This is a genomic window from Pseudomonas sp. AFG_SD02_1510_Pfu_092, assembly GCF_003331055.1.
Taxonomy (GTDB): domain Bacteria; phylum Pseudomonadota; class Gammaproteobacteria; order Pseudomonadales; family Pseudomonadaceae; genus Aquipseudomonas.
Map to the genome: position 1 here is coordinate 75,705 of NZ_PUQD01000001.1, position 18,704 is coordinate 94,408.

Annotated in this window: 13 protein-coding genes; 4 read left to right on the forward strand and 9 right to left on the reverse strand. The window is 57.9% G+C overall.

From position 1 onward, the window contains the following. Nucleotides 1-22: 22 nt before the first annotated feature. Complete coding sequence (locus tag C6A77_RS00385; RefSeq protein WP_013974879.1) at nucleotides 23-1,303, reverse strand: efflux RND transporter periplasmic adaptor subunit; 1,281 nt, start codon at nucleotides 1,301-1,303, stop codon at nucleotides 23-25. Nucleotides 1,304-1,372: 69 nt separating this feature from the next. After that, nucleotides 1,373-2,644 carry a TolC family protein gene (locus C6A77_RS00390; RefSeq protein ID WP_080563836.1) on the reverse strand — a complete coding sequence of 424 codons (1,272 nt, stop codon included), beginning with the start codon at nucleotides 2,642-2,644 and terminating at the stop codon, nucleotides 1,373-1,375. A 401-nt stretch (nucleotides 2,645-3,045) separates the two neighbouring features. Here C6A77_RS00390 and C6A77_RS00395 point away from each other — a divergent pair, with 401 nt between their 5' ends. Continuing rightward, nucleotides 3,046-4,389 (forward strand): OprD family porin, encoded by a 1,344-nt coding sequence (locus C6A77_RS00395; RefSeq protein ID WP_013974881.1) that lies wholly within the window; start codon nucleotides 3,046-3,048, stop codon nucleotides 4,387-4,389. A 490-nt stretch (nucleotides 4,390-4,879) separates the two neighbouring features. After that, nucleotides 4,880-5,554, forward strand: coding sequence for a heavy metal response regulator transcription factor (locus C6A77_RS00400; RefSeq protein ID WP_013974882.1), 675 nt, complete (start codon nucleotides 4,880-4,882; stop codon nucleotides 5,552-5,554). A 1,318-nt stretch (nucleotides 5,555-6,872) separates the two neighbouring features. Here the strand turns inward: C6A77_RS00400 and C6A77_RS00410 are convergent. The 7 genes from C6A77_RS00410 to C6A77_RS00445 form a co-directional block, all read right to left on the reverse strand. Further along, nucleotides 6,873-7,199 carry a four-helix bundle copper-binding protein gene (locus C6A77_RS00410; RefSeq protein ID WP_085982928.1) on the reverse strand — a complete coding sequence of 109 codons (327 nt, stop codon included), beginning with the start codon at nucleotides 7,197-7,199 and terminating at the stop codon, nucleotides 6,873-6,875. A 160-nt stretch (nucleotides 7,200-7,359) separates the two neighbouring features. Then, nucleotides 7,360-7,713: a copper-binding protein gene (locus C6A77_RS00415; protein ID WP_047595905.1), complete on the reverse strand. Its 354-nt coding sequence runs from the start codon at nucleotides 7,711-7,713 to the stop codon at nucleotides 7,360-7,362. Continuing rightward, nucleotides 7,710-10,868, reverse strand: a complete 3,159-nt coding sequence (locus tag C6A77_RS00420; RefSeq protein WP_013974884.1) for an efflux RND transporter permease subunit — start codon at nucleotides 10,866-10,868, stop codon at nucleotides 7,710-7,712. Before C6A77_RS00420 ends, C6A77_RS00415 begins: the two co-directional genes overlap by 4 nt. After that, nucleotides 10,865-12,328, reverse strand: a complete 1,464-nt coding sequence (locus C6A77_RS00425) for an efflux RND transporter periplasmic adaptor subunit (protein ID WP_044047188.1) — start codon at nucleotides 12,326-12,328, stop codon at nucleotides 10,865-10,867. Before C6A77_RS00425 ends, C6A77_RS00420 begins: the two co-directional genes overlap by 4 nt. Then, entirely contained in the window at nucleotides 12,325-13,575 is a 1,251-nt protein-coding gene (locus C6A77_RS00430) for a TolC family protein (protein ID WP_049798466.1), read from the reverse strand. The genes C6A77_RS00425 and C6A77_RS00430 overlap by 4 nt, the downstream gene beginning before the upstream one ends. A 470-nt stretch (nucleotides 13,576-14,045) precedes the next feature. After that, a complete protein-coding gene (locus C6A77_RS00440; protein ID WP_047595906.1) occupies nucleotides 14,046-15,452 on the reverse strand; it encodes a heavy metal sensor histidine kinase in 1,407 nt (468 codons plus the stop codon). Continuing rightward, the gene (locus C6A77_RS00445; RefSeq protein WP_044047190.1) at nucleotides 15,452-16,129 is read right to left on the reverse strand and encodes a heavy metal response regulator transcription factor; all 678 of its coding nucleotides are present in this window, start codon (nucleotides 16,127-16,129) and stop codon (nucleotides 15,452-15,454) included. Before C6A77_RS00445 ends, C6A77_RS00440 begins: the two co-directional genes overlap by 1 nt. 165 nt (nucleotides 16,130-16,294) lie before the next feature. On the opposite strand from C6A77_RS00445, the gene C6A77_RS00450 reads away from it, so the two are divergent. Further along, the gene (locus C6A77_RS00450) at nucleotides 16,295-16,501 is read left to right on the forward strand and encodes a co-regulatory protein PtrA N-terminal domain-containing protein (protein WP_013974890.1); all 207 of its coding nucleotides are present in this window, start codon (nucleotides 16,295-16,297) and stop codon (nucleotides 16,499-16,501) included. A gap of 181 nt (nucleotides 16,502-16,682) precedes the next feature. Then, entirely contained in the window at nucleotides 16,683-18,692 is a 2,010-nt protein-coding gene (locus C6A77_RS00455; protein WP_044047191.1) for a copper resistance system multicopper oxidase, read from the forward strand. Nucleotides 18,693-18,704: the final 12 nt, after the last annotated feature.

Here is an 18,704-nt window from a genome sequence, read left to right on the forward strand (position 1 = left end):
GAAATCATCCTGTCAGTTCGCATCAGTGACTGTGCTCGGCAGAGGCTTTGCCGAGCTCAGACTTGAGTGTGAAGCTGCCATTGGTAGCCACTTGAGCGCCCGCTTCGATGCCGTCCGTGATTTCCACGTACCCACTGTCACGGCGGCCCAGCTTTACTGGGCGGGTGTCGAAGCCCTCGGCGGTGCGTACGAAGACCGATGGTTTGTCCTCAACGGTCTGCACGGCGTGTTCCGGGACAGCCACCGCCACGCGATCAGTCTGGGACGTGACTGCGATGTTCACGAAAAGACCAGGACGCCAGGCCCCGTTGGGATTGGTCAACGTAACGCGGACGGTCGCTGCTCGGTTTTGCTCGCCCAACAGGCTGCCGACATAACCCACCTTGCCCTCGACCTCCACGTTCATGTCAGGTGAGGAAACCTTCACGGCGCGGCCGGTAGTGACCTTGGCCAAATCGGTAGGCGGTACAGCGAAAGTGGCCCAAACTTGGTTAAGGTCGGACAGAATAAAGGCGTTAGTCGCCTCGCTGACGACTTCCCCGACGGTCAAGTGTTTCTCCACCACTACGGCGTCAAAGGGAGCCCTGAGTTCGTAACGGTTACCGCCTACCGAATTGACCGAGGCACCGATCGCGCTGACTTTTTGCTTGGCGTTGGCCAGAGAGATTTCGGCTTCCTGCAGCGCCTGGCGAGCCTGGAGGTAGTCCTGCTCCGCAGAAATCTTGTCCTGCCAGAGCTGCTTCTCTCGGCTAAAAGTCACGCGCGCAAGTTCGACACGACGCTGAGCGGCTTGTTGCTCGCTGCGCAGGTCAGAGATCTGCTGGCTGGCAATCACCGCAAGGACTTGACCCTTCTTGACGGACTCACCCAAATTCGCCTGGACTGTTTCGACAACGCCTGGAACGCGAGGAACAACGTGCGCAGTGCGGTCCTCGTCAAAACGAATCTCACCCGGGAAGCTCACGACGGTTCCCAAATCACGAGGCGCTGCCGATTCCAGAGTCACGCCAGCTGCTTTGATCTGTTCAGCACTAAGGGTTAGCTTACCTTCTTCCTCACCGCCCTCTTCACTGTGGCCCTCCTCGCCATGACCTTCTTCACCGTGCCCATCTTCACTATGCTCCGCTTCACTGTTCTCTTTGTTAGCTGATCCGGCCTTCTTGTCATGGCCATGACCATCGTCAGCACCATGTTCTGCGTTAGTCGCCGCTTGTTGATCGGAACTGCTGTTCCAGGCGAGGCTGCCAAATCCAAGGATTGCCACAGCGGCTACCGCGAGGGCGATCTTGCGTTTGTTTTCCATTGCTACTCCTGCTGATCGTAGGCACCGGCAGGTTTAAACGCCGAGTGCCGAGAAAAATGTATGCCCCGTTCAGCGTGCGCCGGCGGTCGAGCCTACTTCGCCATAAACCCTTTCTACTTGCGCACGCGCATTGGTCGCCGCTGCCAGCGAGTCGAGATACTGGCCACGAGCAAGGATCAAGGTGCGCTGGGCGTCCAGTACTTCGATAAAGCCGAATTTCCCCATCTCGAATCCGCGGGTTGCGGTATCCACGGCCTGCTGGGCTGAGGGCAGAATGGTCTTGTCGTAGGACTCAACTTCTTGCATGGCGGTGGACCACTGGTTCAGCGCGGTTTGGGTTTGGGCGCGCAATCTCAACTCGACAGCGTTACGCAGGTCGCGGGCCTGATCGGCACGTCGAGAAGCGGAAAGAATGTTGCCTTGGTTACGATCAAACAGCGGCAAAGGCATGGACAGACCAACGACATTGACTCGCTCGCGCACCGAGCGGTCGTACTGGCTACCCACGCTTACCGTGAGGTTTGGAATACGCTGAGCTTTTTCTGCGCCAAGCGAGGCATCGCTCTTATCAATCTCCACCACTGCCTGCCGCATTTCCGGAGTCTGATCGAGCTTTGCCAGCAACTCTTCAGTGCGCGGCGGCAAGCCAGGAGACAAGGTTGGTGATTCAAGGCGATCGAATATGGTCACAGAACTCCCCGTGACTTGGGCGAGTTGCTGGTAAGCATTCGCTTTTTCCGTTTCGGCGCGACGGACCTGCAACCGGGCTTCAGCCAGTTGAACCTGGGCGCGGGTAGCCTCCACAGGTGAAGATTTACCTGCGCGAACTCGACCATCGACAATGCGAAGGCCGCGCTCAGTAAGTTCAAGGGATTGTTTAGCGAGGTCGAGTCCGGTTTGGGCTCGTAATGCAGCGTAAAACGCCTGCACGACGTCTGCACGCAGACCATTCACGCGTCGGTCCAGTTCCAGTTGTGCAACACTCTGGCCGTATGTGGCGACATCTACGCGGGCTCCCCGCTTACCACCGAGCTCCAAGGTCTGACTTAGCGTAACGGTCGTTGTGCTGGTGTTACGCCGTGTGTCCTCCATCTCATACGAGATTTCGGGGTTTGGAATCAGCCCGGCTTGCTTGCGCGCACCGTCCGCGATGCCGATTTCCTGACGTGCCGCCGCGAGGTCTGGGTTGGCATCCATTGCCGTCGACAGCGCTTGGGGCAAGCTGATGCTTTGGGCAAATGCGGTGGGTGCCAGCAACCCGGAAATCACCGCACAGAGAGCGGCAATTTTCCACGGTGAGACGTAGGTCTTGGATAAGACATTGCGGTTATACCGGAGCACTTTCTTGGTCCTCGTGCACAAACTTCGTTAGCTTGGCCAGAACGCCGAAATAGCTGCCAAGCCCCACTGGATTAGGTGATGGCACTCTAAAGAGCGGTAGCTATCAGAGGGGTGGCTAGAAAATTACAATTTCGTAAGAAAAGCTTGTAATGCCCGAAAACGCTGATGACACAGTCGAACCACCGAATTTCATTGCGAACGCGAGAGATGGCTAGCATGCGGCGTCAATGACCAAAATAACGACCAGATGACGAAATTGTAATTTTCCTATCACCATCCCGTTATCTTCCGCCTGCAAATATGAGCTCGGCGCTACGCGAGGCGCGCCGCCGGCTCAGAACTTATAACGACACCCGCGCCGGAAACATAATAAAAACTGCCGTAAATCAAAGGAGCATCGGATGAAAATCAAAGTACCACTGTATTTGGCGGCAGTTTCGGCGCTGTCTGGAAGCTATGCAGTTACTGCTCAAGCTGAAGATAAGCCCGAAGGTTTCATCGAAGGTAGCAGCCTTACAGTGCTCAACCGCAACTTCTATTTCAATCGTGATAACCGCGACAGCTCAGCTCCCACTTACAACAGCGGCAAGGGCAACACCAATGGCTACTCCGAGGCCTGGGCGCACGGGATCATCACCAAATTCAACTCTGGTTTTACCCAAGGGACGGTCGGCGTTGGTGTTGATGCCTTTGCCATGATAGGGCTTAAGCTCGATACTGGTGACGGGCGCAACGGCGGTCGTAGTTCATTCGACGTCATGCCTGTTGATAACAAAGGCGAAGCTCGCGACGAATACACCAAGGTTGGCGGGGCGGCTAAAGTTCGCTTGTTTGATACGGTCGTGAAAGTGGGTGATGTTTTCCCGTCGACGCCAGTTGTTGCATCAGGCGACTCGCGCCTGTTGCCTGAAAGCTTCCGCGGTGTGACCGTTGAGAACACCAGCATCCAGGGCCTCACCCTGCAGGGTGGCCGACTGCATGCGATGAGCCAGCCGGTCTCCAGCAATCTGAATGATAACTTCGCAACTTTCTACGGTGGCCCGGTTAACTCGCCTTGGGTAGGCTACGGTGGCGGTGATTACGCGATCAACGATAACTGGACCGTGAGCGTATACGCCAGTCAGTTGAAAGAAGTCTGGAACCAGTACTACGCTGGCACCAGCTTCGCCTATCCACTGAATGACGACCTTGCGCTGATTGGCGGCTTCAACTATTACAAAGCCGTGGATGAAGGGAAGCAGCGCCTAGGCGAGTTTGACAACGATATCTGGAGTGCCAAGGTCGGGGTCCGTTACGGCGCTCACACCCTGGCCCTGTCGCACCAACGCAACAACGGCGACGATGATTTCGACTACCTGCGTCAGTCAGACTCGATTTTCGTCGACAACTCTATCCAGTACAGCGACTTCAACTCGCCGAAAGAGCGTTCCTGGATGCTGCGCTACGACCTGAACTTCACCAGCTACGGCATTCCTGGTCTGACGTTCATGACCCGCTACGCTAGAGGCTCGGGCGCAGACTACTCGAACGCCAACCAGTTCTACATGCGCACCGACGCCAACGGTGATCCGCTCACCAATCAGAAACGTTGGGAGCGTGACGTAGAGGTTAAATATGTCGTGCAAACTGGTCCAGCAAAAGACCTGTCCTTCCGGTTGCGCCAGGCCACCACGCGTGCCACTGCATTCGAATCGGATCTGGATGAAACTCGTGTGATCATTGAGTACCCGCTTTCGATCCTGTGATTCTCTAAGGGGATCAGTTTATTCGTAAACTGGTCTCTTCAGAAAAATGTGCATTACGAATTCACCTTGAGTGGCTTAAGTGCTCCTTTGGTAAAAGGTGGATATTTGGCGCCCTTTGGGCGCCTTTTTTTTACCTAAAATTCAATCAACCGTTCGAGTGTACGCATTGCATGCCGGTGAAACTCATGGCTGCACCAATGACCAGTTTCCTCGACATGAGTAACTTCGCCGTCATCTGAACGGAACAAACTCAACACAAAGAAGAAAACAACCACATACTTCATAAGGTCAAATTACCTATTGGAGAGAGGGCCCGCACCTGTCGAACCCAAACCGCGAAAAGATATACCTCCAGACTATCAATCATATTACCTGGAAATTACAAATCCGTCATTTAGGCCCCACCCAGCTCATTTTGATTTACCATTCCTTTCAATAATGCCGGCGCGCGTGCGCGGTTAATTGCTCAGTGATATCGAGACAAAATCCCATGCGAATTCTGGTAATTGAGGACGAAGTAAAAACTGCGGAATATGTGCGTCAAGGCCTTACAGAATGCGGTTATGTCGTCGATTGCGTGCATACCGGGTCAGATGGGCTATTCCTAGCCAAGCAACACGAATACGAGTTGATTATTCTTGATATCAATCTGCCAGAAATGGATGGGTGGCAGGTACTTGAGCTTTTGAGGCGTAAAAATTGCCCCTCCCGCATCATGATGCTCACGGCGAGAAGTCGTTTGGCAGATAAGGTCCGGGGTTTGGAGAACGGTGCAGATGACTACCTGATCAAACCATTTGAGTTCCCAGAACTGCTAGCCCGGGTTCGCGCCTTAATGCGCAGGTCTGAACACCCTGCATCTGTGGAGATCATTCGTGTCGCTGACCTGGAGCTAGACCAGAGCCGTCACAGGGCCTTCAGGGACGGCCAGCGTATTGATCTGACGACGAAAGAGTTTGCACTTCTGCACTACCTAATGCGCAATACCGGCGTGGTGCTCAGCCGCACACAGATCATCTCACAGGTCTGGGATATGAACTTCGACTGCGATACAAACGTTGTAGAAGTGTCGATTCGAAGACTTAGAGCCAAGATCGATGACCCTTTCGAGACGAAGCTGATCCATACGCTTCGCGGTGTGGGCTATGTGCTTGAGAAGCGTTGATCGCCCGCTACTTAGTCATGAAAACAGAGCCAGGGATCATGCATGTAAGTCGAGCCATACTGTTTTTGACCCTTAGCGCGCGTTTCCTCACTAAACGTATGAGGTGTGCTGGACATAAGGTATAGCATAGATTATCAACAGGTAACGGAAGGCCAAGCGTATGCCAGAGCTGACGCACGCTCAGCGGACATTGTTTTTAACAGCGCCATGGCTTACCTCTGATACTGTGCGCCGGCGATGAGGTTAACCTCCCGACTACAGCACCAAGCAGGCTCAGTCGCCGCTCAACGATGATGGCGCCCGCCGGCTTTTCTGGTTCGTTGCAGGGCTACTCACGGTCATTGCCTTCGTCATGGCCACCCTCTCTGTGCATCTTCTCACCTCGCTCAAGGAACTTGGCCTTCCAACGGTCACGGTGTTGGCGGTGGGGATGGTCCTTGGGCCGGCCCAGGTGGTGGCAAGAGTATTGGAGTTCTCGCTTGCTCGGCATCTTCACCCAACCTGGTCGGCCGTGCCGGCGTGTTGGTGAGCTTCATCGGCATCTGCTTATTCATTCCTGGCGTGCCTTGGCTGGCATTCCCTGCAGCAGCGCTGTAGGGCGCCGGCATCGGGATTCTCACTATTGCCAGAGTCATCTTGCCTCTGGTGCTGTTTGGCAAGGGTATCGCGCACGCATGGGAGCATTAGCTCGCCCAATGGTCTTGGCGCAGGCCACGGGGCCGTTTGCTACGGCCTTTGTGCTGAGTACTCAAGGCGCACCTGTGCTCTTGCTCATGGCGGCGATGGTCGCTGTCGCGCTAGATAGCAGTTTCAAACTGCCCCTCAACCCAGTGCAACGTAGGTGAAGCTGGTGATTCTGCCCTCAAATCGGGGTACCCGCTAGATTTCCCCCCTAGCTTTGCCTTTGACTCTGCCTGGGGGTATACCGCCAGGGGATAATCGGCCTGCTTTGTCTTTGCGGATTGCCCTGCCAATTGACGGGGCCTACATAAGCCGTTTCCAATGCCCTCGACGTAGAACCATTCGCTCCGGCCGAAGCTGGCTGGTGGGCGTGAGCCAAGAGGCGTATCCTACAAATGCTTGCTCCGAGACTTGTTGGCCTACAGCCTCCCCTGGGAGACATCTGATAGCCCGCCGCCGAGGCGGGCTTTTTTGTCATCAGATCCGTAAGGCAGCGCCTTGGTGAATGGCTGCCCAAGCTAGGCTCCGCCAGAGCGCATGCTCAACATCAGCGGTCTACCCGTCTCCCTAGCCAGACGGTTAACGACGTATCCATATCCTTTGTCAGGCGCATGGAAAGCTGACTGGGCGAAAACGCTTACGCAGCCATTGCTTCGCAGGATGCAGCGCAGGCCAAACAGGTCTGTGCGCAATGCTGACAGTGGTCTGCCTTATGCTTACCGCACGCCTCCCCGCAGGCGCGGCAAATCCTTGCGCACAACGCACAAAATTCCTTGGCGAGCATGCTTTCTCGTGTCATCAAGGTAGCCGCCAGCTTGCACATATCTGCGCAATCCCTGTCCAGCTTGATGCAGTCAGCCATCATTTTTACGTCCTGCTCTCGCAGGCAGGCTGACGCGCAGACTTCACAGGCCAGCGCGCAGCGCATGCATTCCGAGATGCATTCATCAAAGCTACTGTTCATGATCATATCTCCGGTATCGGGTCGATGAGATGCCAGTGCACCGTCTCATGACGGTATGTAGCGTTCGACCTGACGGGGGCCTGAAGATTGATTACATTTCTGTAAGCTTGTCCGAATCATCTCGGTATGAAGGCGTGCCCGATCATTCAAGGCTTTTCAATCACTGCTTCTGGATGCTCACGATTTTCGCGACACTTCCCTCCATACGGAACCCAAATTTCACCTTGTCTCCTACGTTCAAGCCCTTCAGCTGTGCAGGCTCAGCTTGGAAGCCCATGGTCATCGCCGGCCATTTGAGCTCTGCTACCGGGCCGTGCGCCAAGGTGATTTTCCCGCTTTGAGGATCCAGCGCCTTAATTGTCCCTTCCGCATGCGCAGTGGGCGCCGCCTGGCTGCCTTGGCCACCCTCGGCGGAGGCTGGCATTTTCTTCATGTCCATACCATCCATGTCCTGGGCATGCACACTGGCGGCGAAAGCTGTGACCAGGCCTGCGATGACAATTAGCTTTTTCATTGGATTTCTCCTGAGAGGTTGGGGGTAGTTACAGCAAGTTCGCGGCGACGGATCAGCCAGTACGCCGCAGGGATTACAAAAAGTGAAAGCAAGGGGGCGGTGAGCATGCCGCCCACCATGGGCACCGCGATGCGGCTCATGACCTCGCTGCCGGTACCGCTGCTCCAGAGGATGGGCAGCAGGCCTGCAACGATGACTGCCACAGTCATTGCCTTGGGCCTGATGCGTTGCACCGCGCCCTCACGGATCGCGTCGAGCAGCGCTGCTCGTGTAGTTTCGCCGTTGGCCTGACGCTCAGCCCAAGCGTTATTCAGGTAGATGAGCATGATCACTCCGAACTCCGCCGCTACGCCGGCCAGGGCAATGAAGCCAACGCCTGTGGCCACTGAAAGGTTGTAGCCCAGCAGGTAGAGCAGCCAGACGCCCCCGGTCAGGGCAAAAGGTAAAGTGCCCATGATGAGCAGTGCTTCACCGAGGCGGCCGAAGGTCAGGTAGAGCAGCACGAAGATGATGGCCAGCGTCGCTGGCACCACCCAGGCCAGACGGGCGTTCGCCCGCTCCAGGTATTCGAACTGGCCGGAGTAGCTCAAGCTCATGCCTGAATCGAGCTTTACCTCGCTGTCGATCGCCTGACGTAAGTCTGCAACAACAGACGAAAGGTCCCGGCCGCGCACGTCGATGTACACCCAGCCCGAGGGGCGAGCATTCTCGCTCTTCAGCATGGGCGGGCCATCAGCAATACGTATGCGGGCCACGCTGCCGAGCGTCAGCTGGCCGCCCTGCGAGGTGTAGATCGGCAGCTGACGCAACGCCTCCACCGAATCACGCCATTCGCGTGGATAGCGCACGCTAATGGGATAGCGGGCCAAGCCTTCAACTGTTTCCCCGATGGTTTCGCCACCAATGGCGCCGGCCACGATGGCCTGTACGTCGGTGATGTTCAGACCGTAACGGGCAGCGGCATGGCGGTCGATATCCAGATCAATGTAGCGGCCACCAGTCAAACGCTCTGCCAGCGCCGAAGTCACTCCAGGCACCTTTTTCGCGGCCCGCTCCACAGCGAGAGTGGCCCGGTCTATCTGGCCTAGGTCGCTGCCGGCCACCTTGACGCCGATTGGGCTCTTGATGCCGGTGGCCAGCATATCGATGCGGTTGCGGATGGGCGGGATCCAGATGTTGGTCAGCCCAGGCACACGCACAGTGCGATCAAGCTCCTCGATAAGCTTGTCCGTGGTCATTCCTGGACGCCACTCACTCTTGGGCTTGAGCCGAACGGTGGTCTCGAACATCTCCAGCGGTGCCGGGTCGGTAGCTGACTCGGCGCGGCCGGCTTTACCAAAGACACTGGCCACTTCGGGAACAGTTCGAATCAGACGATCCGTTCGCTGCAACAGCTCTGAAGCTTTCTGCGCCGAGAGTCCAGGCAAGGCTGAAGGCATGTAGAGCAGATCACCTTCATCGAGCGGAGGAAGGAACTCGCCCCCAAGATGATTCAAGGGCCACAGACTGCTGAGCAGGATCACCAATGCTGCAGCGAGGGTAACCAGAGGCCGGCGCAGGACGACCTCCAATGCCGGACGGTATAGCCGGATGAGGCCCCGGTTGAGCGGGTTGCGCTGTTCCGCAGGCAGTGGCCCTCTGATCCAGTACCCCATCAGCACCGGTATCAGGGTCACCGATAGCGCAGCTGCCGCAGCCATTGCGTAGGTCTTGGTAAAGGCCAAGGGTGCAAAGAGGCGTCCTTCCTGGGCTTGCAGCGTGAACACCGGGATGAACGAAAGCGTGATGATCATGAGGCTGAAGAACAGTGCCGGCCCTACCTCGACGGCCGCCTCCGTCATTACCCTCCAATGCGCTTCTCCCCGCAAAGGTTGACCAGGATGCCGGATATGCCAGGCCTCAACACGTTTGTGGGCGTTCTCGATCATGACCACGGCAGCGTCCACCATTGCACCGATGGCAATAGCGATTCCGCCAAGGGACATGATGTTGGCGTTGATGCCCTGATGACGCATGACGATCAGCGCTATCAGGATTCCCACGGGCAGCGAAACGATAGCCACCAATGACGAGCGCAGGTGCCAGAGAAAGGCTGCGCATACCAACGCCACTACCAAGAACTCCTCGATCAGCTTGTGACTGAGGTTCTCCACGGCACGGTCGATCAACTGGCTGCGGTCGTAGACGGTGACAAGTTCCACCCCGGCTGGCAGGGCTTTCTTCAGGGTTTCGAGCTTAGCCTTGACGTCCGCGATGGCCTCACGAGCATTCTTCCCGCTGCGCAGGATCACCACACCTCCTACGGCTTCGCCGAGGCCGTCCAGTTCGCCTATGCCTCTGCGGGCTTCCGGACCTATCTGCACCGTAGCGACGTCGCCTAATGTCACCGGCACGCCCTTGGTAGCCAGTCGCAGGGGTATCGCTCTGAAATCATCCAGCGATCGCAGGTAGCCGGCCGCACGTACCATGAATTCCGCTTCGCCTTGCTCCAGTACACCGCCACCGGTCTCCTGGTTGGCCTTGCCTATAGCCTCCACCACCTCAGCCTGGGTGATACCGAGGCTGGCCATGCGCAGCGGATCGAGCACGACCTGATACTGCTTGACCATACCGCCGATGGTGGCCACTTCAGCGACATCCGGCAGCGTCTTGAGCTCATAGCGCAGGAACCAGTCCTGCAGGCTGCGCAGTTGCGACAGGTCATGGCCGCCGTTACGATCGACCAGCGCATATTGATAAATCCAGCCCACCCCGGTGGCGTCCGGGCCCAGTACCGGCTTGGCTGCGGCAGGTAATCGCGATTGCGCCTGGCTCAGGTACTCAAGAACCCGAGAGCGCGCCCAATACAGATCGGTGCCGTCCTCGAACAGCACATAGACGAAGCTGTCACCGAAGGCGGAGAAGCCGCGAACCGTTTTGGCCCCCGGAACCGAGAGCATGGTAGTGGTCAGCGGATAGGTCACCTGATTCTCAACGATCTGGGGAGCCTGGCCTGGGTAGGACGTGCGGATGATCACCTGCACGTCCGACAGGTCGGGCAAGGCGTCGATTGGTAGGCTACGCACCGAGACGAAGCCCCATGCCACCAGAAACAGCGTGGCGAGGAGCACCAGCACACGGTTGCCTACCGACCAGCGGATCAGTTTGGCAATCATGGTTGGCCCTCCAACACTTTGATCTGCTCAACGACCATGCCCTCGTCGCGTTCGCGTATGCCAAAGCGAATCTGCGCACCGATCTTGAGGCCATCAAGGAGAGACTGCTCAGCCACAGGGAAGGTCATGGTCATCCCTGGCATGCCCAGGGTGATGAAAGGACCGTGGGCAACGGTGAGCTGTGTGCCGTCTATCTGCACGACACGGCCATCCGCTTCATGCAGGGCTGGCCCCGCATTAGGCTGACTATCCTGCACCGTCGCCGCCTCGATGCCTTTCAAATTAGCGTCGGAGTCCAACAGGAATTGCCCGGACGCGACGATGCGCTGTCCTGCCTGAAGACCCTGCAACACCGCAACTTGGCCTTTGCTCTCCTGGCCCAACACGACTTCCACCGGCCGGAAGCGACCACCGTCTTCAGCCAGCATCACCAGGTCTCGCTTGCCGGTGCGGATGACCGCCTCGGCAGGCACCAAGAGGCTTTGCTTGGCAGACTCGCCGGGATGGAGAGCCACTTGAGCGGTCATCCCAGGACGAAGCCGCCCATCTCGGTTGGGCAACTCGATACGCAGGCGCAACGTGCGGCTCTGCAAATCGGCATCGGCCAATAGCGCAGTCAACTTGCCCGGTATGGGATCGCCTGGGAACGCTGGCAATTGCGCCTGCACAGGCTGGCCTTCGCGAAGGCCTTGAGCCTGGGCTTCCGGCACAGCCGCTTCCAGCCAGACGTTGGCCACTCCATTGATCCTTGCTAAGGTAGCGCCCGGCGTCAGCGTCATGCCGGGTCGCAGATCGAGAACCTGGATTACACCGGCAGTGGGTGCGGAGAGTGTGACCGAGAGCTGCACCTTCCCAGTGCTCGCGACCCGGTTGATCAGGTCGGCCGGCATGCCGGCGAGCACGAGCCGCTGTCGTGCCGCCGCCGTCAGCTGAGCGTCGCCAGAATGCCGCAACGCCAGGTATTCCTCCTGCAAACCAGCCCACTCCGGGGTCAGCACATCGGCTAGAGGAGCCCCTTTGGCAACGATGTCCCCCGTCGCTCGACCATAGACGCGTTCGACGTAACCGCCAGTACGGGCCTGCAACACGCTGAAGTCGCGTTCGTCGAACGTCAGAACGCCGCTCACACTTAGGGTCCGTTCTAGCCGGCCAGCCGTCACCGTTGCCAATCGAATCCCAAGGTTTTGCTGGAGCCCAGCCGAGACCTGAACCGCAGGCTGCTCCTCGCCAGCCGTGTCATCCGAATACTTGGGCACGAGCGGCATGTCCATGAACGGCGATTTTCCGGGCGCCGGGAAGTGCTGCTGGGGATACATCGGGTCGTACCAGTACAGCGCTTTTTTTTCCTGACCTAAGGGCTGCGATGGCGAATACGCACCTCTCCCACCTAGCCAGAAGCCAGCGCCTATTCCAATAGCAAGGGCAGCAGCCACGACGAAACCAATCGACCTATTCCTCATGCCCGCACCTCTCCATAAACGAAATGCAGACGCGCTGCTGTTGCCGCCAACTGTCCTTGCAGGTCCACATCCTGTAGTAGTGCCTCCACACGCTGCCGGCGTGCCGACAGCACTTCACTCAACGGCGACTTACCGGCGCGGTAATCCGCCAGAGCGAGGCGTACCCGGTCCTCGGCCAGGGGCAAAAGTGTTTCGCGACTGCGCCGCACTGCCCGTTGCAAGCGTTGGTACTCGACAAGGTCTGTTTCAAGCTGGGCTTGATGCTCGCGCAGGGCAGCGTCCTGCTCATCTTCCAATTGGCGAACTTGTGCGCGTCGTGCCGCAATCATCGGGTCTTGCCGTGAGCTGGTAAACAATGGCAATTGGAAGCTGACTTGCAGGCTGACCATGTTGCTGAAGTCCGGACCACGGCGCTGATAATCCACTCCCCAGGACCAATCCGATTTCTTTTCCGCCTGAGCCTGGTGTACCTGGGCTTGAGCCTCGCGTGTCATGGCGTTGTAGGTATTGAGCTCCGGATGGGCATGGACGGAGTGCAAGTATTCAGCTGCGTCTACAGGCCAGACAGGGAAGGTCGGCGCGCCTACTTCGGCGTCCTGCCCAATCCAGCGCTTCAGCGCGGCTCGCGCCTGAGCTGACTGACTCAATAGAACGTCTTTCTGCTCGTCCAACTGCGCGGCTTCTTGCTTGGGAGCCAGCGTATCGGCGCTGGAGCCTGCGCCTCCGGCCAGGCGGGCCCGCACCGTGGAAGCCAGCAGCTGGTTTTCTTTGTAGAAGGCGTCGAACTGTTCAAGCTTTCGCTGCACGGTGTACGCAGTAACCCAAGCCTGTGCGGTTGCCGCCCTAACCTTCAAGCGTTCGAAGATCGCCTCGGCATCGGCTCGCTCGACCGTGGCCTGCGCTGTCTCTATGCGAGCTTTGCGTTTGTCCCGGTTCGGTACTTCTTGGGACAGGCCAACCACCTGCATGGTCATGAAGTCTCTGTTCATGCTCCAGCGATCGGTGCCTTCAATCGGCAGGTTTTGTACCCCGAGATTCAGGCGCGGATCGGGTAGTTCGCCCGCTGGAATGACTGCGCTGCGCGCAGCTGATGCCTGCTCCTGGCGGGCCTGTAGAGAGGGAGCGTTACGTTCAGCCAGTTGCAGCGCCTCATCCAGCGACAGCGTTGCAGCCTGTGCCGAGACAGCCGGCAGCAGTATGAACAGGACGGCCGTGGTTATCCGTCCCTGAAAACGTTGGGGAGTCATGAAAATGATTCCTCGAAAGATCAGCGCCCAGGCGCGTGCCATCGCCCCGCTGCTAGGCGGAACGACGGTGTGAAATTAAGAGGGAATCAGACGCGGGGAGGACGCCACGGATCGGGGGGAGAACCTGTCGCTATGCCTACAGCGTAGGTATCGGCAGGTCGTGGCTTGGCGAAAGTCAGCCCAGGCGTCAGGAAGCTAATCTGTACGGTACTGGCAGTCCTGCACTCCTGGCCGACCTTGCAGGATTTGGCATGGTCGCCAGTCTTACCCAGGTCTTGGTCCTGGCAGCAGTCATGGTCCATGCCCGCCATCATTTCCATGCCCATCGCCTGCATTGGGCAAGGTTCAGTCGCCGAATCGATGCCCGCCATCCCGTTAAGCGGAAGCGCCACGATTAGCATCAGGAGGGTGAGTAGTCGAATGAGCCGATTCATGATGGGCGAGTATAGGTTACCGGGATGAGTTCAGCATTAAGGGGTTGGGGCTGCACTAACCAACCGCTTGGAGGCTGGGAGACTGATGAAGAATGTTGTGACACCCTCCGCTGATGTACACCAGATTCGTCCGCTATGAGCCTCGATGATAGAGCGGGTTATCGACAGCCCCAGGCCTGCATTGCTTGGGCCGCCTTCGCGTCTGGCTGGATCGGCTCGATAGAATCGGTCGAAGATCTTGCCAATGTGCTGGGGATCGATGGTTACCCCGCTGTTACGCACGGAAAGCGTCACGCTTTCAGGCGTCTGCTCGATCTGCACTGATATCTCGTTGCCTTCCGGGGTGTAGCGCAACGCGTTGGATAGAAGGTTGGAAAGCGCTCGGTCAATCATCAGGCGATCGCCACGAACCTTACCCTGCCCGTGTAGGGTCAGTTGGATGCCTTGATCCTCAGCCAGGAATTGGTAGTACTCGAACAGCTTTGATACGAGTTCGGAGAGCTCCACATCGATCTGCTCGGGCACGATCAGACCGTTATCCGCCTTGGCCAGGAACAGCATGTCGTCGATCATGCGCGACATGCGCTTGAGGTCTTCCAGGTTCGAATAGAGGTTTTCTTCATAGGCATCCAGGTCACGCTTCTTGGTGAGCACCACTTCGGTATGGGTCAGAAGGTTGCTGACTGGCGTTCTCAATTCGTGAGCGATATCGGCAGAGAAGTTGGACAACCGAACGAATGCATCCTCCAACCGTCCCAGCATCCCGTTGAAAGACAGGATGAGCTCCTGAAGCTCTAGCGGTACGGGCTCCAGCGGAATGCGTTCGCGAAGTGATCTTGCCGACATCCCGGTGGCCACTTTGGTGATTTGCCCAACAGGCCGAAGCCCGCTTTTGGCCACGACCCAGCCCAAGCCTGCGCTCACAATCGCGCTGATCACCAGACCAATTCCGAACCACCATTGCAGGGTGACAAAGAAATGGGCGTGAGTGGTGACATCGAGCATCAGCACGGCCGTCACCGGTTCCGGCTCGCCTGCAATGGTCAGCTGGGCGGTAATGCCGCGGAAGTTCTGCGCTTTATCCTGCCACTCCCAGACCGCACCCCGATGCGCCTGCTCGAACCGCTGAGGAATCTGGGAGGCTTTGGGGTCTGAAAACAGGACCGTTCCGTCAGCCTTGGTGATTTTCGCCGACAGATCCTGATGTGCGCCGAGCAATGCCCGCAGCTGCTGCTCCTGATCGTCGAGCCCGCCTCGCGCTGCTGAGATGGAAAGGATATGACGCGTTGACTCCAGCTTTTCAGAAAGCGCCTGCTCATCCAGCATCCGGAAATGGTGCTGGCTGAGCCCGTAGAAAGCGACGCCGGCAACCACCAGGACAGCAGTCACCGCGAACATGAACATCAGGGTCAGCCGCTTGACGAGCGATGATTGCGGGCGCATCACTCGGGCACATCCATCATGTAGCCCATGCCTCGGGCGGTATGGATTAGCTTTGGCGCGAAGTCGTCATCAATCTTGGCCCGCAGTCGGCGAATCGCGACCTCGATCACGTTGGTGTCACTGTCGAAATTCATGTCCCACACCTGAGAAGCGATCAGCGATTTGGGAAGCACCTCGCCGCGTCGGCGCATGAGCAGCTCCAACAGGGAAAACTCCTTGGCAGTAAGGTCGATCCGCTTGCCGTTTCGCGTAGCTCGACGCTTGAGCAGGTCCACCTCAAGGTCTGCCATCTTCATAGTGGTTTGAGCAGAACCACCGTTGCCTCTGCGCAGCAACGTACGAACTCGAGCCAGCAGCTCCGAGAACGCAAAGGGCTTCACCAGGTAATCATCAGCGCCCAGTTCCAAACCTTTCACGCGGTCGTCTACGCCGTCTCGGGCCGTCAAGAAAAGGACCGGCACATCCTGACCCGCCGCACGGATCTTGCGCAGGACATCCCAGCCATCGAGCCCCGGCATCATCACGTCGAGGATCAGCAAGTCATACGCTTCGCTCTGTGCCTGTTGCAGGGCGTCAGTGCCTGTCATCACCCGGTCAACGGTGAAGCCAGCTTCTGTTAGACCTTGCTGGAGGTAGACACCGGTTTTCGGCTCATCTTCGGCCACGAGTAATTTCATCTGCTCTCATCCACGCGGGGTGCATTTCCAGTTTGCGGGAAAAAAGAAGCCCAACCAGAAGCTGACGGAAAAGTAATGTCGAGATCAGTTTTCTGACAGCACCGCGAGGCTAACTTGACCCTGTACCTGACGCCATGAGGCGCAGAACCCACTGAGGATCTCCAGATGAACATGGTCAAAGCAATTGTGATGGTCGTTACCTTCGGCATGGCAGGCATTGCCCTGGCAGAGGGCGGCGCGGACCGGACCTTTGCACGGATGGAAGCGGCTCTCCAAAGCTCCATGCAGGCCTCCCAGGTTGCGCAGGGGAAGAAAGAGCAGGCGCCATTCGCCGCCCAGTCCAGCAAGCACGCGGGCCACGAAAGCTGCTGATCCTAGCTTACAGAAAAGTAATCATCCCGGAATCTGAACTATGGCTGTTTCAGAGTACGGCCTCTCATCAGCCTCGCGTAGTGGCGAAAGTCTACGAGACTGGTGAGAGCTCCAATGAACCCAAGGGCTGCACCATCTAGCAGCCTGGATATCAGCGATCTACCTGACTGGACGCAACGGCATGCAAAGCAAAACCACGAGACGATCTTTCGTCAAAGGCCTGGCCGCTACCGGACTTCTGGGTGGGCTCGGCATGTGGCGCGCGCCGGTCTGGGCCGTGACCAGCCCTGGCCAACCGAACGTGCTCAGCGGCACGGACTTCGATCTGTATATCGGCGAACTGCCCGTCAACATCACGGGTGCAGCTCGTACGGCCATGGCCATCAACGGCTCCGTGCCAGGGCCGATCCTGCGATGGCGCGAAGGCGACACCGTGACGCTGCGCGTACGCAACCGGCTGAAACAGGACACCTCCATTCACTGGCACGGCATCATCCTGCCCGCCAACATGGACGGTGTGCCGGGCTTGAGCTTCCACGGCATCGCTCCCGATGGCATGTACGAATACAAGTTCAAGGTCCACCAGAACGGCACTTACTGGTATCACAGCCACTCAGGCCTCCAGGAACAGTCCGGGGTCTATGGGGCGTTGGTGATCGATGCCAAGGATCCGGAGCCGTTTGTGTACGACCGTGATTACGTCGTCATGCTCAGCGATTGGACGGATGAAGACCCGGCGCGGGTGCTCTCCAAACTCAAGAAGCAATCTGACTACTACAACTTCCACAAGCGCACTGTAAGCGACTTCGTTGACGATGTGAGCGAGAAAGGCTGGTCGGCCGCTGTAGCGGATCGGAAGATGTGGGCTGAAATGAAGATGAGCCCCACCGACCTCGCTGACGTGAGCGGGTATACCTACACCTACCTCATGAACGGCCAGGCTCCGAACGGCAACTGGACGGGACTCTTCAAGCCCGGCGAGAAGATCCGCCTGCGCTTTATCAACGGCTCGGCCATGACCTATTTCGATGTCCGGATTCCTGGGCTCAAGATGACGGTTGTGGCTGCTGACGGCCAGTACGTCAAACCCGTATCGGTCGATGAGTTCCGGATCGCCGTTGCCGAAACCTACGATGTCATCGTCGAACCTGAAAACGAGCAGGCCTATACGATCTTCGCGCAATCCATGGACCGTACCGGGTACTCCCGAGGCACCCTGGCAGTTCGTGAAGACTTGCAAGCGCCCGTACCGGAGGTAGATCCACGCCCGATCATCGCCATGAGCGATATGGGCATGGACCACGGCAGCATGGGCGGAATGGATCACGGCGGCATGGCTGGCATGGACCAAGGGAACATGGCCGGCATGGATCACAGCAAGATGGCTGGGATGGACCATGGCAGCATGGCCGGCATGGACCACAGCAAGATGGCTGGAATGGATCACGGCAACATGGCCGGCATGGACCACAGCAAGATGGCTGGAATGGACCATGGCAACATGGCCGGCATGGACCACAGCAAGATGGCTGGAATGGACCATGGCAGCACGGCCGGCATGGACCACAGCAAGATGGCTGGAATGGACCACGGCAACATGGCCGGCATGGATCACAGCAAGATGGCTGGGATGGGTCATGAGGGCATGGCCGGCATGAGCGGTGCAATGCAGAGCCATCCGACTTCCGAGACCAACAACCCGTTGGTCGATATGCAGACCATGTCGCCGACCCCGAAGCTGAACGATCCGGGAATTGGCCTGCGCAACAACGGGCGCCGAGTGCTGACCTACGCCGATTTGCGGAGCACCTTCATCGATCCCGATGGTCGAGAGCCTGGACGCACAATCGAACTGCACCTTACCGGCCAAATGGAGAAGTTCGCATGGTCGTTCGACGGTATCAAATTCTCCGACGCTGAACCGCTGCGGTTGAAATATGGCGAGCGTCTTCGCATCACCTTGGTCAACGACACCATGATGACTCACCCCATCCATCTCCACGGTATGTGGAGTGATCTGGAGGACGAGAACGGCAACTTCATGGTTCGCAAGCACACCATCGACATGCCACCTGGCTCAAAACGAAGCTATCGCGTCACCGCAGATGCCTTGGGACGTTGGGCCTATCACTGTCACCTACTGTTCCACATGGAAATGGGCATGTTCCGAGAAGTCCGTGTGGACGAATGAACTGGAGATTTG

Coding starts and splice junctions, on each gene's coding strand:
- C6A77_RS00385 (WP_013974879.1), bottom strand. CDS start 1,303: ATGGAAAACAAACGCAAGATCGCCCTCGCGGTAGCCGCTGTGGCAATC.
- C6A77_RS00395 (WP_013974881.1), top strand. CDS start 3,046: ATGAAAATCAAAGTACCACTGTATTTGGCGGCAGTTTCGGCGCTGTCT.
- C6A77_RS00400 (WP_013974882.1), top strand. CDS start 4,880: ATGCGAATTCTGGTAATTGAGGACGAAGTAAAAACTGCGGAATATGTG.
- C6A77_RS00410 (WP_085982928.1), bottom strand. CDS start 7,199: ATGAACAGTAGCTTTGATGAATGCATCTCGGAATGCATGCGCTGCGCG.
- C6A77_RS00415 (WP_047595905.1), bottom strand. CDS start 7,713: ATGAAAAAGCTAATTGTCATCGCAGGCCTGGTCACAGCTTTCGCCGCC.
- C6A77_RS00420 (WP_013974884.1), bottom strand. CDS start 10,868: ATGATTGCCAAACTGATCCGCTGGTCGGTAGGCAACCGTGTGCTGGTG.
- C6A77_RS00425 (WP_044047188.1), bottom strand. CDS start 12,328: ATGAGGAATAGGTCGATTGGTTTCGTCGTGGCTGCTGCCCTTGCTATT.
- C6A77_RS00430 (WP_049798466.1), bottom strand. CDS start 13,575: ATGACTCCCCAACGTTTTCAGGGACGGATAACCACGGCCGTCCTGTTC.
- C6A77_RS00440 (WP_047595906.1), bottom strand. CDS start 15,452: ATGCGCCCGCAATCATCGCTCGTCAAGCGGCTGACCCTGATGTTCATG.
- C6A77_RS00445 (WP_044047190.1), bottom strand. CDS start 16,129: ATGAAATTACTCGTGGCCGAAGATGAGCCGAAAACCGGTGTCTACCTC.
- C6A77_RS00450 (WP_013974890.1), top strand. CDS start 16,295: ATGAACATGGTCAAAGCAATTGTGATGGTCGTTACCTTCGGCATGGCA.
- C6A77_RS00455 (WP_044047191.1), top strand. CDS start 16,683: ATGCAAAGCAAAACCACGAGACGATCTTTCGTCAAAGGCCTGGCCGCT.